Source organism: Spiroplasma endosymbiont of Amphimallon solstitiale (assembly GCF_964030965.1).
GTDB lineage: Bacteria > Bacillota_I > Bacilli_A > Mycoplasmatales > VBWQ01 > Spiroplasma_E.
Window position 1 is genome coordinate 1799975 of record NZ_OZ034999.1, and the last position, 18920, is coordinate 1818894.

At 24.2% G+C, this 18920-nt stretch carries 15 protein-coding genes, 1 tRNA gene and 9 pseudogenes; 4 read left to right on the forward strand and 21 right to left on the reverse strand.

All coding sequences use genetic code 4. The features are described 5' to 3' along the window. Positions 1–22: 22 nt before the first annotated feature. The 11 genes from tpiA to AAHH39_RS11330 all read right to left on the reverse strand — a co-directional run bounded on the left by tpiA (position 23) and on the right by AAHH39_RS11330 (position 7766). The gene (gene tpiA, locus AAHH39_RS11280; RefSeq protein ID WP_342218146.1) at positions 23–772 is read right to left on the reverse strand and encodes a triose-phosphate isomerase; all 750 of its coding nucleotides are present in this window, start codon (positions 770–772) and stop codon (positions 23–25) included. A gap of 16 nt (positions 773–788) precedes the next feature. Beyond that, complete coding sequence (gene nagB / locus AAHH39_RS11285) at positions 789–1538, reverse strand: glucosamine-6-phosphate deaminase (RefSeq protein WP_342218147.1); 750 nt, start codon at positions 1536–1538, stop codon at positions 789–791. 27 nt (positions 1539–1565) lie between these two features. Next, positions 1566–2759, reverse strand: coding sequence for an N-acetylglucosamine-6-phosphate deacetylase (gene nagA / locus AAHH39_RS11290; RefSeq protein ID WP_342218148.1), 1194 nt, complete (start codon positions 2757–2759; stop codon positions 1566–1568). A 95-nt stretch (positions 2760–2854) separates the two neighbouring features. Further along, positions 2855–3644 (reverse strand): IS5 family transposase gene (locus AAHH39_RS11295; RefSeq protein ID WP_425288900.1). Its coding sequence is split into 2 segments (ribosomal slippage): positions 2855–3382 and positions 3384–3644, totalling 789 coding nucleotides; the frame shifts between segments, so codons are not numbered across the junction. A gap of 113 nt (positions 3645–3757) precedes the next feature. Beyond that, positions 3758–3833, reverse strand: a tRNA-Phe gene (locus AAHH39_RS11300). A 96-nt stretch (positions 3834–3929) separates the two neighbouring features. Next, the gene (locus tag AAHH39_RS11305; protein ID WP_342218149.1) at positions 3930–4517 is read right to left on the reverse strand and encodes a hypothetical protein; all 588 of its coding nucleotides are present in this window, start codon (positions 4515–4517) and stop codon (positions 3930–3932) included. Between the two features lie 14 nt (positions 4518–4531). Next, positions 4532–5026, reverse strand: coding sequence for a transposase family protein (locus tag AAHH39_RS11310; protein WP_342218150.1), 495 nt, complete (start codon positions 5024–5026; stop codon positions 4532–4534). 4 nt (positions 5027–5030) lie between these two features. Next, the gene (locus AAHH39_RS11315) at positions 5031–5228 is read right to left on the reverse strand and encodes a transposase family protein (protein ID WP_342219352.1); all 198 of its coding nucleotides are present in this window, start codon (positions 5226–5228) and stop codon (positions 5031–5033) included. A 106-nt stretch (positions 5229–5334) separates the two neighbouring features. Continuing rightward, positions 5335–6279: an IS30 family transposase gene (locus AAHH39_RS11320; RefSeq protein WP_342217458.1), complete on the reverse strand. Its 945-nt coding sequence runs from the start codon at positions 6277–6279 to the stop codon at positions 5335–5337. Positions 6280–7084: 805 nt separating this feature from the next. Beyond that, complete coding sequence (locus tag AAHH39_RS11325; RefSeq protein WP_342218151.1) at positions 7085–7390, reverse strand: hypothetical protein; 306 nt, start codon at positions 7388–7390, stop codon at positions 7085–7087. After that, positions 7362–7766, reverse strand: a complete 405-nt coding sequence (locus AAHH39_RS11330; protein ID WP_342218152.1) for a recombinase RecT — start codon at positions 7764–7766, stop codon at positions 7362–7364. The genes AAHH39_RS11325 and AAHH39_RS11330 overlap by 29 nt, the downstream gene beginning before the upstream one ends. Between AAHH39_RS11330 and AAHH39_RS11335 the strand changes: the two genes are divergently transcribed. Both AAHH39_RS11335 and AAHH39_RS11340 read left to right on the forward strand, forming a co-directional pair. Further along, positions 7653–8597 (forward strand): IS30 family transposase, encoded by a 945-nt coding sequence (locus tag AAHH39_RS11335; protein ID WP_342218153.1) that lies wholly within the window; start codon positions 7653–7655, stop codon positions 8595–8597. The genes AAHH39_RS11330 and AAHH39_RS11335 overlap by 114 nt on opposite strands. Positions 8598–8796: 199 nt before the next feature. Then, positions 8797–9869, forward strand: a pseudogene (locus AAHH39_RS11340) (IS256 family transposase); the annotation flags it as partial. Here AAHH39_RS11340 and AAHH39_RS13510 read toward each other — a convergent pair. Continuing rightward, positions 9865–9957, reverse strand: a pseudogene (locus tag AAHH39_RS13510) (IS5/IS1182 family transposase); the annotation flags it as partial. The pseudogenes AAHH39_RS11340 and AAHH39_RS13510 overlap by 5 nt on opposite strands. 93 nt (positions 9958–10050) lie before the next feature. Here AAHH39_RS13510 and AAHH39_RS11345 point away from each other — a divergent pair. After that, positions 10051–11289 carry an IS256 family transposase gene (locus AAHH39_RS11345; RefSeq protein WP_342219300.1) on the forward strand — a complete coding sequence of 413 codons (1239 nt, stop codon included), beginning with the start codon at positions 10051–10053 and terminating at the stop codon, positions 11287–11289. A gap of 41 nt (positions 11290–11330) precedes the next feature. On the opposite strand, the pseudogene AAHH39_RS11350 reads toward AAHH39_RS11345, so the two are convergent. Beyond that, positions 11331–12036 (reverse strand): annotated as a pseudogene (locus AAHH39_RS11350) (IS5 family transposase); the annotation flags it as partial. Positions 12037–12103: 67 nt separating this feature from the next. Here AAHH39_RS11350 and AAHH39_RS11355 point away from each other — a divergent pair. Beyond that, positions 12104–12286 (forward strand): annotated as a pseudogene (locus AAHH39_RS11355) (IS256 family transposase); the annotation flags it as partial. 42 nt (positions 12287–12328) lie between these two features. Here the strand turns inward: AAHH39_RS11355 and AAHH39_RS11360 are convergent. The 8 genes and pseudogenes from AAHH39_RS11360 to AAHH39_RS11390 form a co-directional block, all read right to left on the reverse strand. After that, positions 12329–12474, reverse strand: a pseudogene (locus AAHH39_RS11360) (helix-turn-helix domain-containing protein); the annotation flags it as partial. An 85-nt stretch (positions 12475–12559) separates the two neighbouring features. Further along, positions 12560–13489: pseudogene (locus AAHH39_RS11365) on the reverse strand (IS256 family transposase); the annotation flags it as partial. 47 nt (positions 13490–13536) lie between these two features. Continuing rightward, positions 13537–16014: a hypothetical protein gene (locus AAHH39_RS11370; protein WP_342218157.1), complete on the reverse strand. Its 2478-nt coding sequence runs from the start codon at positions 16012–16014 to the stop codon at positions 13537–13539. A 313-nt stretch (positions 16015–16327) separates the two neighbouring features. Next, a complete protein-coding gene (locus tag AAHH39_RS11375) occupies positions 16328–16879 on the reverse strand; it encodes a hypothetical protein (RefSeq protein WP_342218158.1) in 552 nt (183 codons plus the stop codon). 144 nt (positions 16880–17023) lie between these two features. Beyond that, entirely contained in the window at positions 17024–17620 is a 597-nt protein-coding gene (locus AAHH39_RS11380; RefSeq protein ID WP_342218159.1) for a hypothetical protein, read from the reverse strand. Between the two features lie 94 nt (positions 17621–17714). Beyond that, a pseudogene (locus tag AAHH39_RS11385) lies at positions 17715–18038 on the reverse strand (transposase); the annotation flags it as partial. 48 nt (positions 18039–18086) lie between these two features. Beyond that, positions 18087–18206, reverse strand: a pseudogene (locus tag AAHH39_RS13515) (IS30 family transposase); the annotation flags it as partial. A 4-nt stretch (positions 18207–18210) separates the two neighbouring features. Then, positions 18211–18676, reverse strand: a pseudogene (locus AAHH39_RS11390) (IS5 family transposase); the annotation flags it as partial. Positions 18677–18920: the final 244 nt, after the last annotated feature.

Genomic DNA, 18920 nt, shown 5'->3' on the forward strand with positions numbered 1-18920 from the left:
TTTATTAGTAATTTAAATAGAGTTAAATTAGTAAATCAAAAAAAGATTGTGGTACTAATGAAGCACCTCCAACTAATGCACCATCAATGTCGGGTTCAGAAAGTATTAATTTAATATTATCGGGTTTTACTGAACCACCATACTGAATACGTACTTGTTCTGCAACATTTTTATTATATAATTCACTAATAAATTCACGAATCATTTTACAAACCGTTTGGGCTTGTTGAGCTGTTGCTGTTTTACCAGTACCAATTGCTCATATTGGCTCATAGGCAATTACTAACTTAGCAATATTTTCTGCTTTAATATTTTTTAATGCTAACTTAATTTGATTTTTAATTACTTCATTAGTTTCTTTATTTTCATATTGGTTTAAAGTTTCACCACAACATAAAATTGATATAATATTAGCATTAAATAGTGAATGTAATTTTTTATTTATTGTTTCATCTACTTCATTAAAATACATTCTGCGTTCAGAATGACCAATAATAACATGACTAACCATCATATCTTTTAGCATCTTAATTGAAATTTCACCAGTATATGCACCTTCGATTTCATAATGACAATTTTGAGCTGCAATAATTAAAGCAGAAGTTTTATTCATTTTTAATAAAGGTAAATTAGTAAAACTAGCTGCTATTCCATAATCATATTTAATATTTTTAGTTTTTATTAATTTATTAAATTCATTTAAAAAAAATTGAGTTTCTTCTATATTTTTATACATTTTTCAATTTCCAATAATAATCTTTTTACGTTCCATTTGTTTCTCCTTTAAGTTAATTTTTTTTTGATATAGTTGGTTTTAATAATGTTGCTGCTTCTTCATCAATAATAATTGTAACATCATCATGATTTTGTAAAAAAGTACATGGATAATTTGGAGAAACTTTACCTTCAACTAACTCTCGAATAGCTTGTGCTTTATTAGTTCCTGTAGCAATTAAAACAATCAATTTAGCTTGTAAAATAGTATGAATACCCATCGTAACAGCTTTGGTTGGTACATCTTCAACTTTAGAAAAAAATCTTTTATTAGCTTCAATTGTTTCTTTAGTTAAATTAACAACATGTGTTTTACTACTTGCAAGAGTACCTGGTTCATTAAAAGCAATATGACCATTAGTACCTAAGCCCAATATTTGTAAATCAATTGGTCCTTTTTCTTTTAATAATTTTTCATATTCTTCCACATTTTGGCCTAAATCACCAATACCTTTAGGAACATACGTATTTTTTAAATTAAGACTTTTAATATGATTAAATAATTGATGATTCATAAAATAACGATAACTTTTTACATGATCTGGAGTTAAACCAACATATTCATCTAAATTAAATGTTACAACTTTTGATCAATCTCTTTTGTTATTTTTCGCATCTGCTATTAATAAATCATATGTTTCAATTGGACTACTTCCTGTTGCTAATCCTAAAATAGCATTTGGTTTAACTTTAATAATATCAATAATAATTTTACTTAATAATTGAGCAACCTCAGTTTTATCTTTTAAAATAATTAATTTCATAATTTAAAAACCCCTTACATTACTTAGTTATTCTTGTTGATACGCAATTTTTCCTTCGCATATTGTTAAAAAAATATCATTATTCTTAGTTAATACAATAATATCTGCTAATTTACCAATAACAACATCACCCGTTTTATTTGCAATTCCTACTTGTTTAGCACTATTATAAGAAGCCATTTTGATGCAATCTTGTCAATTATTATTAGTAATTTTTAATAAATTTTTAAAACCAGCAATCATTGTTGCAATGCTGCCTGCTAATTTTCCGGTTGCTTCAACAGTAACCTTATTATTACTTTTAATGACAGGTAATGGTCCCAATAAATACTTACCATCAGGCTGTCCCTTTGCACTCATGGCATCAGTAATCATACAAATTCCATCGGCACCTTTAATTTTATATGTTATTGCTAAAATATCAATATCAACATGAATTCCATCACAAATTAACTCAGTAACTAATTGATCATAATATAATGATGCTGGAACAACACCAGGATCACGATGATTATAGGGACTCATTGCATTATAAAGATGGGTAATATGCGTTAAACCATATTCAACAGTTTTAGTTATTTCTTTAAAAGTAGCATTACTATGACCAACACTAGGAATAATATTATTTTTAATTAATGAAGAAATAAAATTTGAATTTTTATTATTTAAATTAGGATCTATCTCAGGAGCATAAACAATAAATTTTAAATTTTTGTTACTAATTATATTTCAAGATTTTACTAAATTAAGATCAGGAACATGAAGTAATGACGGAGTATGTGCTCCTTTTTGTAATTCTGAGATAAAAGGTCCTTCTAAATATGCACCAATAATTCGTGCCTTGTTACCTTTATTTTCTGTTTTCATATACTTAGCAAATACTGAAAGAATATTATCAATTTCTTTTTTGCTGGCAGTAACTGTTGCATAACAAAACTTTGTTACTCCCTCTTTTGGAACTAATTTTGCAAAATTATTAATTGATTCAATGGTACCATCCATTAAACTATAGCCATAACCTCCATGTACATGTAAATCAATAAAACCAGGTATTATTGTTTGATTATGACAATCAATAACCTGAGCATCTTGAAATTCATAATTATACTTTCCTTCATTAATTTGGAAAATTAAATTATCTTTAATTACTAAAAAACCATTATTTATTATTTTCTTAATGCTAATTATTTTCGCATTATTTAAAACTAAAATTTTAGACACTAATACCCTTCTTTCTAGAATTATTAATTGTTTAAAATTGCTAATGACACTATTATACCTAAAATTTTAACTTAAACCTAAATCTAAGAACCTGTTTAGAATCTTTTTAATAAAACTGAAATAAATGAAAGAACAACCATTTGTAAACTAGTATTTAGTTTTCTTTCACAATTTTTTCATAATCTTCTGTATTTTTCTAATCAAGCAAAGCTTCGTTCTACAATTCATCTTTTTGGTAATACTACAAAAGTATGTAATTCATTACGTTTTATCACTTCAACATTTGCATTTATGATTGTTTTGATTTCAGAAGCAAATTTTTCACCAGTATAACCAGCATCTACTATTATTTTTTGAACTGCAGAAAGATTTTCTTTTTCATTTTCAATCATTATTATAGCGCTATTACGATCTGTTTTTTCTGCTGTGGTTATGTAAATTGCATGTGGTAAACCTTGAGAATCAACAACAATATGACGTTTTATGCCTGAAATCTTTTTACCAGCATCATAACCTTTATTTTCAGTAGTATCTGTATTTTTAACACTTTGCGAATCAATTATACAAAAACTAGTTTGTTCTTTGCGATTATTATTGATACGAACTTTTTTAACTAATTTTTTTTAAAATTAATTGCAATACACTAGGTTCTTTACCATTATTTTTACTTCAAATTTGAAAATAATAATATACAGTTTGTCATTTTGGAAAATTTTTTGGTAGCATTCTTCATTGACAACCACTTTTTAATACATATAAAATTGCACAAAATACTTCATATAAATCTAAACTTCTTGGTTTTGTTTTCTTTTTGCTATTTTCTAAAATTGATTTTATGTTCTCAAATTGTTCTTTGGTGACATGACTTGGATAATTTTTATGCATATATACCTCTTATTTTAAAATATATAATCATTTTACATTATTTTCGAAAAGATTCTAAACAGGTTCTAAGAAAAATAATTAAAAAAAGGCTTAATTGCCTATATTTTAAATAATGGTGGCTCGAAGCGGATTCGAACCACTGACACTTCGCTCTTCAGGCGAATGCTCTACCAACTGAGCTACCGAGCCGTTACTTATACAATAATAGCATATAAAAGTAAAAAATAACAAGGGGTTAAAACTTATTTTTTAATTTATTTAAATATATATTTATTTTTTTACTAATTATCTTCTAATTACATATCTTCTTCAACAAGGTTTTTCAGTTTTTGGCATTAAGTGATTTGAGTCTCTTCTAATTTCTTCTTTTCAATTATTATTTGATAAATCAGTAGACCCATTTTCTTTAGTAATATTTGCTTGTAAAAATATATTATTACCAATAATATTTAATGATTCACAATTTTCAATAAATTTATCCTGTCATTCTTTAAACTCTTCGGAATTAATTGTCTTAGTTAAATCACCATCACAATAATAAGTTAATATTTCTTTTCAAACATTACGTCATACTTTTCTCATATTATTATGAGGAGTTTTAACTTTCAATTTTTTAATCAAAAAATCAAAATCTTGAATTTTATTTCTTCTTCAACAATTTAATAATGCAGTAATAATTGGAATTACTAATTGTTTATTATTTATTTTTTCTATTATTTCTTGTTTTTTATTTTCAAGATCTTCTAATCTAGTTATACGTTCTTTTTCTAATTCTTGTAAAATATTAAAATACTCTTGATATTCTTTTATTGCTTGTGAATATATTATTAATTTAATTATTACTTCTCATTTGTTTATAAGTTTAATATCCATTTTAATCATTAGACTTATTGCATAACGTTTTTAAGTTTTAATGATAAATTATAAAATCCTACAATTAAATTAAAACTTAAAAATATTCGTTTTCTGCCTTTTCTAAATTTATAACCAATAATTTTAAAATATTTTAAAAACGCAAAAACATGTTCAACTTTTCTGCGAGTTTTATTAAAAATCTTATTAAAAATTTTAATTTTACTTGTTTTAGGATTCTTTTTACTAGTTTTAATAGGTAAAAATGTATTAGCATGAATTTTTTGTAAACCTTGATAACCTTTATCTGCAATAATTATAGTTTCTGGTGAAAATTTTAACTTTGAATTTTTAAAAGTTTTAAAATCATGATTTTTACCAATATCAGGAAAAATATTTAAAATTTCATTAGTATGTGCATTAATTATGGTTTGAAACTTAACAGTATGCATTCATTTTTTACCAGAAAATCAATCTTTTTGGTTATATTTTGGTCGTTCTGTTTCTACTTCTGTTACATCAATTATCAAAATTTTATTTTTTAATTCTTCTTTTTAAAAAAATATTTTTATCTGTTAAATTATTAAAGTTATTATTTTTTATTAAAATGTCTTCAATTGAACGAATATTTCGTAAAGCAGTAGTATCAACCATATTATACTCAGAGTCAATAATATGATATGTACGATTTTCATATAAATATCTTAAAGTCATTACTAGTCTATCTTCTATTTATTGACATTTTATATGGTCTTCCACCAATGGTAATTTTTAGCTTTTGATGATCTAATAAAATATTTAAAATTTCCTGAATTGTAAATATAAATGGGACAGTTTTTTAAAATAATTGTATTAAATCTATTGGTCTTTTATAAGATAGTGATTTTCTGGGTGTAGAATTAATTTGAAATGCTATAGTATTTAAATCTTTTTGTTTATATGAAGATAGATCTGTAGATTTTGGTAAATATCTTCTTAAAATACCATTATTATTTTCATTTAAACCTCTTTGACAAGGTTTACCAGGATCTGCAAAATAAATCTTAACATTACAATTTTTTTCGATTAATTTTCATTTACTAAATTCTTTACCACGATCAAAAGTAATAGTTTTAACTGTTCCTTTTTGTAACTTTGAAATAAATTTTATTATACTTTTTGTAATATTTTCTGATTTATTATTTTTAGTTGCTAAAGGAATTGTGGTTTTTGATCATATATCAGCTAAAGTAATAATAGAACTTTTATGATCTTTACCAATGATAGTATCACCCTCTAAATGACCAAATTCTTCTATATTTTTAATATTAGGAATGATTAAATTTCTTTCATGAATAGACTTACAATTATTAATTCTGCCCCTAGTTTCTTTTTGTTTGTGAGGTTTATTTTTTCCTTTTCTCAATAAGTTATTTTCATCAAAACCCATTCGATTTGTTTTAAACATGTTATATAAAGTTTTTGTTGAAATACTTTTTATTTTATTTTCCTTTAAAAAATTAGCAATTATATCAAGAGCATAATTTTTAGTAATTAACAAATGATTAATAGTATTAATTTCTATTAAAGTTAAAATTATTAATTTTCTACCTGCATTTTGTTTATTTTTTTGAATTTTATTCAATATTTCTAATGGTAATAAGTTTTGATTTAATAATCTACAAACTCTATGTACAGTTGATTTACTATAATCAATGGCTTTTGCTATTTTACGAATCGAAAATCCATAACTTTTATATTCTTTTATTGCTATTATTGATTCAATAGTCAGATACTTATACATTGTGCTAATTCCTTTCTTTTCTTAATTATAGAATTAACACAATTTAATTTTTATATAAGTGTCCTTTTTAATTTTACAATTCAGGTTTCATTAAAAACTAGTTTATTAATACCAACTATTTTACGAAAATATTGATCCGATTTATCTTTTAATTCAAAATATGTCATAAAATTTATCCTTAACTATTCAACTTTTATTTTAATAATAACAAAAAAATGAAAAGTTAACTAGTTATGCAGTAAGTCTATTCTTTCCATTAGTTCAAATATATCTCTTATAACCCCTTTTTAGTCCGATAATTTATTTATATTTTATAAATAATTCAATATCTATAGTTTTAATAATTTATTTTATTAATAACTTATACTAGAACTGTTTGTCTAGTAGAATGAAAGTTAATATCCATGTCAATATTAATACTTTCACCGAAACTATCACTTCAGTCACTAATGCCGCTTTCAGAAACAAGACATGTATCAGAATCTAATTGAGATGATAAATCATTATCATTAATAACTTTAATTTCGTATTTTTTTTTGAAGTTCAATATTTTTTAAAACATCTTTAAATAAAGTTACTGCAAAATTACTAATTAACTCTACTTTTAAACTATTAAATTCAAGATTTTTAATTACTTTTTCACATGTAGCAATAAATTCCACTTTTCACACTTCATATTCAGAAAACTTTAAATTTTTAGATTTTTTTGTTCTAAATAAAATGCTAATAGTTTAGAAGATAAATCCAATTCTGCTTTTTTAAGTGCTGACTGATCTAGTGATTTAGTATAAAGATCTTTAAATTTTTAAAAAAAATCTTTTTCTGCAATCTTTTCACCTAATTTAATTTCTCAATTTTTGTTACTTTTCTTTAACTGTCTACATTTTCAAATCTTATAAAATCATATGTTTTTTATTTTTTGTAGCTTCATATTGTTTTTTTCTATTTTATCTGTAATAACTTTTATTTTTAAATTAATTTCTTTTAGAACTGACTCTTGATTATCTTTTAGATTGTTATATTGTTCATTAACTAATTTATGATTGGCAAACGCTACTTGAAAACTTAATATTTCTTTACTATTAATTGTTTCATAAATAAATTTTTCCATTAAATTTTTTACTTTTATAACTTCCAATTTGAGTTAATACAGTTTTTAATGCCATTGCTTCAAAACTACTAACAATAAATTTTTTATTTTTTTTATAAGTTTCACTATAAGTATTAAAATGATTTTCTATTTCTTCTTTTGACATATATAAATATTTTTCATAACCATTTTTTAATTCCTGAATTGTAAAATTAAAAAGGACACTTATATAAAAATTAAATTGTGTTAATTCTATAATTAAGAAAAGAAAGGAATTAGCACAATGTATAAGTATCTGACTATTGAATCAATAATAGCAATAAAAGAATATAAAAGTTATGGATTTTCGATTCGTAAAATAGCAAAAGCCATTGATTATAGTAAATCAACTGTACATAGAGTTTGTAGATTATTAAATCAAAACTTATTACCATTAGAAATATTGAATAAAATTCAAAAAAATAAACAAAATGCAGGTAGAAAATTAATAATTTTAACTTTAATAGAAATTAATACTATTAATCATTTGTTAATTACTAAAAATTATGCTCTTGATATAATTGCTAATTTTTTAAAGGAAAATAAAATAAAAAGTATTTCAACAAAAACTTTATATAACATGTTTAAAACAAATCGAATGGGTTTTGATGAAAATAACTTATTGAGAAAAGGAAAAAATAAACCTCACAAACAAAAAGAAACTAGGGGCAGAATTAATAATTGTAAGTCTATTCATGAAAGAAATTTAATCATTCCTAATATTAAAAATATAGAAGAATTTGGTCATTTAGAAGGTGATACTATCATTGGTAAAGATCATAAAAGTTCTATTATTACTTTAGCTGATATATGATCAAAAACCACAATTCCTTTAGCAACTAAAAATAATAAATCAGAAAATATTACAAAAAGTATAATAAAATTTATTTCAAAGTTACAAAAAGGAACAGTTAAAACTATTACTTTTGATCGTGGTAAAGAATTTAGTAAATGAAAATTAATCGAAAAAAAATGTAATGTTAAGATTTATTTTGCAGATCCTGGTAAACCTTGTCAAAGAGGTTTAAATGAAAATAATAATGGTATTTTAAGAAGATATTTACCAAAATCTACAGATCTATCTTCATATAAACAAAAAGATTTAAATACTATAGCATTTCAAATTAATTCTACACCCAGAAAATCACTATCTTATAAAAGACCAATAGATTTAATACAATTATTTTAAAAAACTGTCCCATTTATATTTACAATTCAGGATTTAAAATAAGCAACATAACCAATAGTTTTTTCTTTTAATCTTTCTAATTCATTTTGAATTCAATTAAATTTCGGCAATGTTTAGTAATCTGTGTAACTTACAAAAATAACTATGTTTAATTAATTCTAGTAAATATAATTAAATGACTAGAAAGAGTGAGTTACAGATGGCTAAAAAACAAAATATTAATAATAATGATCCAATATCAAAAGCAGTAGATTTATTATTAGAAAATACTGAAGATTTAACAACAGTTTTTAAAGAAGGGGGTTTATATAAAGAATTAACAAAACGTTTAGTTGAAAAAATGTTGAATTCTGAAATGCAAAATTATTTAGGATATGAAAAAAATCAACATAGTAATACTGAAAATGCTCGTAATGGTACAAGTTCAAAAAAATTAATAACTCAACAAGGTAAAATTGAGATTGATGTACCAAGAGATCGCAATAGTGATTTTACTCCTGTAATAGTTGCAAAAAGACAGCGAAGATTTGATGGTTTTGATCAACAAATGCTTTCACTATATGCAAAAGGTATGACTCTATCTGACATTAGAATGCAGTTACAAGAGTTATATCATGGTGCTGATATTAGTGAAAGTGTTATTAGTCAAATTACTGATGATGTTATTGATGATGTCAAAGCATGACAAAATCGACCATTAGAAAGCGTTTATCCGATTGTTTATTTTGATTGTATAGTAGTTAAAGTTCGACAAGATAAACGGATTATTAATAAATCAGTTTATATAGCATTAGGAGTTGATTTAGAAGGTAAAAAAGATGTTTTAGGCTTATGAATTAGTGAAAATGAAGGTGCTAAATTTTGATTAGCTAATTTCACAGAAATGAAAAATCGAGGCTTAAATGATATTTTGATTGCTTGTAGTGATAATTTAACAGGCATGTCAGAAGCAATACAAGCAGTTTATCCTAAAACAGAACATCAATTATGCATTGTTCATCAAATTCGAAATAGTTTAAAATATGTTTCATACAAACATCGAAAAACTCTAGTTACAGATTTAAAACCAATTTATAGTGCATGTAGTGAAGAACAAGCAATGCAAGCTTTAGAATCATTTGAAAGTAAATGAAATAAACAATATCCCCCCAAATTGCTAAATCTTGATATAAAAATTGAGAAAATTTGATGATTTTTATTAGTTATCCTGCAGAAATCAAAAGAGTAATTTATACAACAAATGCTATTGAATCTGTTAAGAACCTGTTTAGAATCTTTTTAATAAAACTGAAATAAATGAAAGAACAACCATTTGTAAACTAGTATTTAGTTTTCTTTCACAATTTTTTCATAATCTTCGGCAATGTTTAGTAATCTGTGTAACTTACAAAAATAACTATGTTTAATTAATTCTAGTAAATATAATTAAATGACTAGAAAGAGTGAGTTACAGATGGCTAAAAAACAAAATATTAATAATAATGATCCAATATCAAAAGCAGTAGATTTATTATTAGAAAATACTGAAGATTTAACAACAGTTTTTAAAGAAGGGGGTTTATATAAAGAATTAACAAAACGTTTAGTTGAAAAAATGTTGAATTCTGAAATGCAAAATTATTTAGGATATGAAAAAAATCAACATAGTAATACTGAAAATGCTCGTAATGGTACAAGTTCAAAAAAATTAATAACTCAACAAGGTAAAATTGAGATTGATGTACCAAGAGATCGCAATAGTGATTTTACTCCTGTAATAGTTGCAAAAAGACAGCGAAGATTTGATGGTTTTGATCAACAAGTGCTTTCACTATATGCAAAAGGTATGACTCTATCTGACATTAGAATGCAGTTACAAGAGTTATATCATGGTGCTGATATTAGTGAAAGTGTTATTAGTCAAATTACTGATGATGTTATTGATGATGTCAAAACATGACAAAATCGACCATTAGAAAGCATTTATCCGATTGTTTATTTTGATTGTATAGTAGTTAAAGTTCGACAAGATAAACGGATTATTAATAAATCAGTTTATATAGCATTAGGAGTTGATTTAGAAGGTAAAAAAGATGTTTTAGGCTTATGAATTAGTGAAAATGAAGGTGCTAAATTTTGATTAGCTAATTTCACAGAAATGAAAAATCGAGGCTTAAATGATATTTTGATTGCTTGTAGTGATAATTTAACAGGCATGTCAGAAGCAATACAAGCAGTTTATCCTAAAACAGAACATCAATTATGCATTGTTCATCAAATTCGAAATAGTTTAAAATATGTTTCATACAAACATCGAAAAACTCTAGTTACAGATTTAAAACCAATTTATAGTGCATGTAGTGAAGAACAAGCAATGCAAGCTTTAGAATCATTTGAAAGTAAATGAAATAAACAATATCCCCAAATTGCTAAATCTTGATATAAAAATTGAGAAAATTTGATGATTTTTATTAGTTATCCTGCAGAAATCAAAAGAGTAATTTATACAACAAATGCTATTGAATCTGTTAATAGTCAATTACGAAAAGTTATTAGAAACAAAAAAGCTTTTCCTAATGATATGTCAGTTTTTAAAATATTTTATTTAGCAATTGAAAATATAACAAAAAAATGAACATTGCCTATTCAAAATTGAAATACAGCAATTGCTCATTTTATGATAAAATTTGAAGACAGAATTAATCTGAACTAGTACTTTGTAAAACAAAGATACACAGATTTCTAAAAAGCCTCTAATCTTCTGTATTTTTCTAATCAAGCAAAGCTTCGTTCTACAATTCATCTTTTTGGTAATACTACAAAAGTATGTAATTCATTACGTTTTATCACTTCAACATTTGCATTTATGATTGTTTTGATTTCAGAAGCAAATTTTTCACCAGTATAACCAGCATCTACTATTATTTTTTGAACTGCAGAAAGATTTTCTTTTTCATTTTCAATCATTATTATAGCGCTATTACGATCTGTTTTTTCTGCTGTGGTTATGTAAATTGCATGTGGTAAACCTTGAGAATCAACAACAATATGACGTTTTATGCCTGAAATCTTTTTACCAGCATCATAACCTTTATTTTCAGTAGTATCTGTATTTTTAACACTTTGCGAATCAATTATACAAAAACTAGTTTGTTCTTTGCGATTATTATTGATACGAACTTTTTTAACTAATTTTTTTTAAAATTAATTGCAATACACTAGGTTCTTTACCATTATTTTTACTTCAAATTTGAAAATAATAATATACAGTTTGTCATTTTGGAAAATTTTTTGGTAGCATTCTTCATTGACAACCACTTTTTAATACATATAAAATTGCACAAAATACTTCATATAAATCTAAACTTCTTGGTTTTGTTTTCTTTTTGCTATTTTCTAAAATTGATTTTATGTTCTCAAATTGTTCTTTGGTGACATGACTTGGATAATTTTTATGCATATATACCTCTTATTTTAAAATATATAATCATTTTACATTATTTTCGAAAAGATTCTAAACAGGTTCTAATAGTCAATTACGAAAAGTTATTAGAAACAAAAAAGCTTTTCCTAATGATATGTCAGTTTTTAAAATATTTTATTTAGCAATTGAAAATATAACAAAAAAATGAACATTGCCTATTCAAAATTGAAATACAGCAATTGCTCATTTTATGATAAAATTTGAAGACAGAATTAATCTGAACTAGTACTTTGTAAAACAAAGATACACAGATTTCTAAAAAGCCTCGTAATAAGTTTTGATTTAATAATCTACAAACTCTATGTACAGTTGATTTACTATAATCAATGCTTTTGCTATTTTACGAATCGAAAATCCATAACTTTTATATTCTTTTATTGCTATTATTGATTCAATAGTCAGATACTTATACATTGTGCTAATTCCTTTCTTTTCTTAATTATAGAATTAACACAATTTAATTTTTATATAAGTGTCCTTTTTAATTTTACAATTCAGGTTTACTTTCAAATGATTCTAAAGCTTGCATTGCTTGTTCTTCACTACATGCACTATAAATTGGTTTTAAATCTGTAACTAGAGTTTTTCGATGTTTGTATGAAACATATTTTAAACTATTTCGAATTTGATGAACAATGCATAATTGATGTTCTGTTTTAGGATAAACTGCTTGTATTGCTTCTGACATGCCTGTTAAATTATCACTACAAGCAATCAAAATATCATTTAAGCCTCGATTTTTCATTTCTGTGAAATTAGCTAATCAAAATTTAGCACCTTCATTTTCACTAATTCATAAGCCTAAAACATCTTTTTTACCTTCTAAATCAACTCCTAATGCTATATAAACTGATTTATTAATAATCCGTTTATCTTGTCGAACTTTAACTACTATACAATCAAAATAAACAATCGGATAAACGCTTTTTAATGGTCGATTTTGTCATGCTTTGACATCATCAATAACATCATCAGTAATTTGACTAATAACACTTTCACTAATATCAGCACCATGATATAACTCTTGTAACTGCATTCTAATGTCAGATAGAGTCATACCTTTTGCATATAGTGAAAGCACTTGTTGATCAAAACCATCAAATCTTCGCTGTCTTTTTGCAACTATTATAGGAGTAAAATCACTATTGCGATCTCTTGGTACATCAATCTCAATTTTACCTTGTTGAGTTATTAATTTTTTTGAACTTGTACCATTACGAGCATTTTCAGTATTACTATGTTGATTTTTTTCATATCCTAAATAATTTTGCATTTCAGAATTCAACATTTTTTCAACTAAACGTTTTGTTAATTCTTTATATAAACCCCCTTCTTTAAAAACTGTTGTTAAATCTTCAGTATTTTCTAATAATAAATCTACTGCTTTTGATATTGGATCATTATTATTAATATTTTGTTTTTTAGCCATCTGTAACTCACTCTTTCTAGTCATTTAATTATATTTACTAGAATTAATTAAACATAGTTATTTTTGTAAGTTACACAGATTACTAAACATTGCCAATTACCAATATCATTTAAATTTATTTTAATAGGTGTAAATCAACTTTTTGAATTAGTATATGTAGTCGAAGAAACACCATTATTAAATAAATTACTCATATTAATAGTAAAATTAAATGTTATACTTTCATAATCTTCTTTAAATTTATCAACATTATCATAACCATATTGATTTACATAAATATTAATACTATTATGAAATTTACCTTTAACATCTTCCAAAGTACGTGGTCTCATTTTGTATTGATTAGATTGACTATAACCCTCAGCATTAATATTATTTGTAATTCCATATTGACTTTGATTACTTAAATCAATAAATATAGGATGTGCTCTTTCTATTAATGGGGGTGGTTGTATTGCTTGTGGATAATTAAACGGTTGGTCAAATTTAAAAGTATTATTTGCTAAAATAAATGTATTTTGAATTAATCTACTATTATTACTTGCTTTACCAACTGTTTGATAAGTACCACTTCAAATACTAAAATTATCATTAACAGCACCATTTCTATTATCAGGCATTGAATAAAATGTTATTTTAAAATTGCTTTTACCTACAACTTTAATATCAATCATATCAATTGCTCATTTAACTATATTCGTATTAGTAAAATCTGGTTCTTTTAATAAAGGATTAACATCTTTATCATCTGGTAATAAATATATTTTTGTTTTATCAATTTTATCTAATTGAACTAAATTATCAGTTGTAAGATTATAACCATTTGTAACAGTATTATCATTAATATTAAATTTTGACATTGATAAACTATCAGTTAAATTAAATGTAAATGATGTCATATGACTTGCTGTACCTAATACTGATTGAATAGTATCTGGTGTTTCATTTCTAAATACATCTAATGGAATTAATGCTGGATTAGTACTTTGTGAACTATATAATAATGTTGTATAAAAAGTATATAATTCAGCAGATATTAAGCCATTTATATAAGGAAATTGTGGTATTAATAAATTACTTGATAATTTAGCACCAATATCTAATCCACCAACAAAAGCATTCATAAATGAACCAAATATAGGTATAGTATTAAGATTAATTTTAATAGTTTCTCTTACTGTTAAAGGTATTTCACTAATAGGATTATAAATAAAATAATGTAATGCATTTATAGTATTTAATTGCTTAAATTTATTATTATTCATATTATAATGAGTATTACCAATAAATTTTTTATTATTTTTATTATAATATTGAAAATATGGATTACCAGCAGTTGCATAATTATAATCTTCTATTTCAGCACCATTTAAAAAATTATTATCTCAATAATTTACTAATCTATTTGAAACATCAACTTTATTAGTATTTTTAGTTTTTTCAACATTAGTTCTTAAATGACCTTCATAATGCTTAGTTGCACCATCATCATAATTTGGAGCAATTACTTTTTGTCAATCTGAATAACTATCCATAACACTCTGACCTTGAACAGTTAAAACATAATTAGTTTCTGGTAATGCTTGAAAACTTACTGGGTCATAAGTTGAACATTGATATTGTCATGGAAATAATAATTTACTTGGATATTGTCTATATTTATGTTGTTTAGTATTAATAGGATTATTATCAATATCTCTACCTCATAATGCTATTGAAATAGGATTAACTGAACCATAAAAAGATACCTGACAATGTGTTACTGGTAATGGTGTTAAATAATTATCATCTAAAACAATATTATTATTTTTATCTAATGCTGGTAATGCAACTGGGTCGCCCGGGGCACCTAATTGTACATATTGATTAATTGCTAATCCACTATGTGCTAATTTATCATTTAATGAACTAAAAGTACATTGAATATATGCTAATTCTTTATTTTCATTATTATAAGTTTTACTTGCAACTTCAAGAATATATCATTGTCTATCAACTTTAATTGATTTATCAGTATTTATAACTTTATTAATTTCTGGAATCATATATAACTTATATAAATTTGAAACAATATTATTAATAAAATCAAAATTCTTTTTTTCATTTGGAATATTAATAACTACATTTTTAATTGCTTGTTCTTGAATAAAAGCATTATTTGCTGGTGTTGCTGAATAAGTAATACCTAATTGGTCACTTAAAATATTTCCATAAAATACATCACCAATTTGTAATTGTTTATATGCTAAATCCGGATTATCTTTATCTTGAATAGGAAAATAAGAATGGTCTCAAACTGCTTGTATTGCTTCTCTACCAGTAAAGATTTTAGAGAAGCTAGTATAATCATTAGGAATACTAGTTGGTGGTTTATAACCAGTTTCTGTTGAATTTATAGCACCTAAAATAATAGTAAAAGGACATACACGAAATTGTAAATCTTTATTTTGTGTAAAATCTTTTTCAATTTCACCAGTTGATTTTCAAACTGTTTTAATTAATTGATGATTTATTTTCGGTATCATTCCCATTTTTAGTTTCTCCTAAAAAAGTTTTTCTAAATTCAAATTCTTTCTTTTCATATTTTAAATTTTCTTCAATAATCTGTTCTGCTTCTTCTTCACTTACACCTTCAATTGCTATAATTTCTCTTTTTAAATTACTAATTCCAATTGCAATTTTTCTTTCTGATATTTCTTTTAATTATGTAGAAAAGTATGGATGACCAAAAATTATTCATCAATTTACACTTAAAATATTATTTTTAATTAAAAATTTGTTAAAAGTAACATTATTTAGTGTAAAAATTATCTAAAAATAACACTTTATCATGTATCATTACTTTTCTACAAAATTAAAGGATATTTCTAATTGATTTAAACGATTAACAATAGTATTTTCTTTAATTTCAAATGTTCATTTAGATTTATCACCATCTAAACTCATTAAAATAAAACATCTTTGAAATATTTCATTTCAATCACTTTGATTTAATGTATGTTTAATACGTGTAGTTTCCATATCTCTACTATTTGTAATTAATACTTCTGCTTCTGTTTTTTGACTTGTAGTATCATTTACTGGACTATATCCACTACCTTCAAATGCTTTATCAATAATAAATTGAATAAAATCTGCATATTTATCTAAGACTGGGTTACATTGTATTATTGCAATTGGTGGTGTTCCACTAGTTGAACCTAAACTTCTTAAATTTGTTTGTAATACAAAATCACCAAATAGTTTTTTCATATCAAAAGCAGTTTTAGATTGATTTATTTCTTGTTCAGTAATATCTGCAAAAACTCTTGTACGATTATATTCAAGTTCTTTTCATATAATTTCAAATGTATGATTTAATAATTTTTGTAATCCTTTACAAGCAGTCATATCTTTTAATTATGTAGAAAAGTATGGATGACCAAAAATTATTCATCAATTTACACTTAAAATATTATTTTTAATTAAAAATTTGTTAAAAGTAACATTATTTAGTGTAAAAATTCTCTAAAAATAACACTTTATCATGTATCATTACTTTTCTACAAAATTAAAGGTCATATCTGGATAATAATCACCAATAACTCCACCAAAGAAATTCTTTTTAGGTAAATTTTGCATAAATTTAACTGGAATAATACCTAAATTATGATTTTCTATTAAAGGTAATTGTAAATCTTTACTTATCTTTTCTTGTAAACCATCTAAAGTAATAAAATCACTAGTAAAATATCTAATTATTTGATTTGGAGTATATGTTGTTTTAACATAAATACTTTGGTCATCATATTGTATTCTTGACCATGTTGATGCACTATATTCAGTTTCTAATACTCTTGCAACTCTTGATTGAGCATATGGTTGAGCAAAATTTAAAGATATTCTACCAGTTTTACTTTTATCAATTTGAACAATACTATAACCATAACCAGATTTAATATGACAATCTTGATAAAATAATGAATCTAAATTATTTCATTCTTTTAATTTTTCAATAGCATTTTTATATTCTTCATCTTCACTTGTTAAATTATAACCATTACCCCATAATAATTTACTTGCATGATTTGCTATAATTTCTTGAAGATTTATCATACATCAATTAGGAGTTAATATTTCAGTATTACTCATATGTTACTTCCTTTCAAAATAAGGATTTATATTTGCACTTAAATTTCTAATATATGGTTCTATAGCATAATCAAAAGCATCTCTTAGAACCTGTTTAGAATCTTTTTAATAAAACTGAAATAAATGAAAGAACAACCATTTGTAAACTAGTATTTAGTTTTCTTTCACAATTTTTTCATAATCTTCTGTATTTTTCTAATCAAGCAAAGCTTCGTTCTACAATTCATCTTTTTGGTAATACTACAAAAGTATGTAATTCATTACGTTTTATCACTTCAACATTTGCATTTATGATTGTTTTGATTTCAGAAGCAAATTTTTCACCAGTATAACCAGCATCTACTATTATTTTTTGAACTGCAGAAAGATTTTCTTTTTCATTTTCAATCATTATTATAGCGCTATTACGATCTGTTTTTTCCTTTAATTTTGTAGAAAAGTAATGATACATGATAAAGTGTTATTTTTAGAGAATTTTTACACTAAATAATGTTACTTTTAACAAATTTTTAATTAAAAATAATATTTTAAGTGTAAATTGATGAATAATTTTTGGTCATCCATACTTTTCTACATAATTAAAAGTTTTTTTCTGCTGTGGTTATGTAAATTGCATGTGGTAAACCTTGAGAATCAACAACAATATGACGTTTTATGCCTGAAATCTTTTTACCAGCATCATAACCTTTATTTTCAGTAGTATCTGTATTTTTAACACTTTGCGAATCAATTATACAAAAACTAGTTTGTTCTTTGCGATTATTATTGATACGAACTTTTTTAACTAATTTTTTTTAAAATTAATTGCAATACACTAGGTTCTTTACCATTATTTTTACTTCAAATTTGAAAATAATAATATACAGTTTGTCATTTTGGAAAATTTTTTGGTAGCATTCTTCATTGACAACCACTTTTTAATACATATAAAATTGCACAAAATACTTCATATAAATCTAAACTTCTTGGTTTTGTTTTCTTTTTGCTATTTTCTAAAATTGATTTTATGTTCTCAAATTGTTCTTTGGTGACATGACTTGGATAATTTTTATGCATATATACCTCTTATTTTAAAATATATAATCATTTTACATTATTTTCGAAAAGATTCTAAACAGGTTCTTAAATGGTCATTACCTGCTAATGGTATTTGTTTAATACTTTTTTCATCTCATATTGCTAATCTAAACTCATCTAATAAGCTTGTGCATTCATACTAATATTTAAGCGTTCTGATGCCATTAAAGCCACATTCTTACCTATTCTAAACTCAAGTCTTAATTTCACACAATCTTTAAAA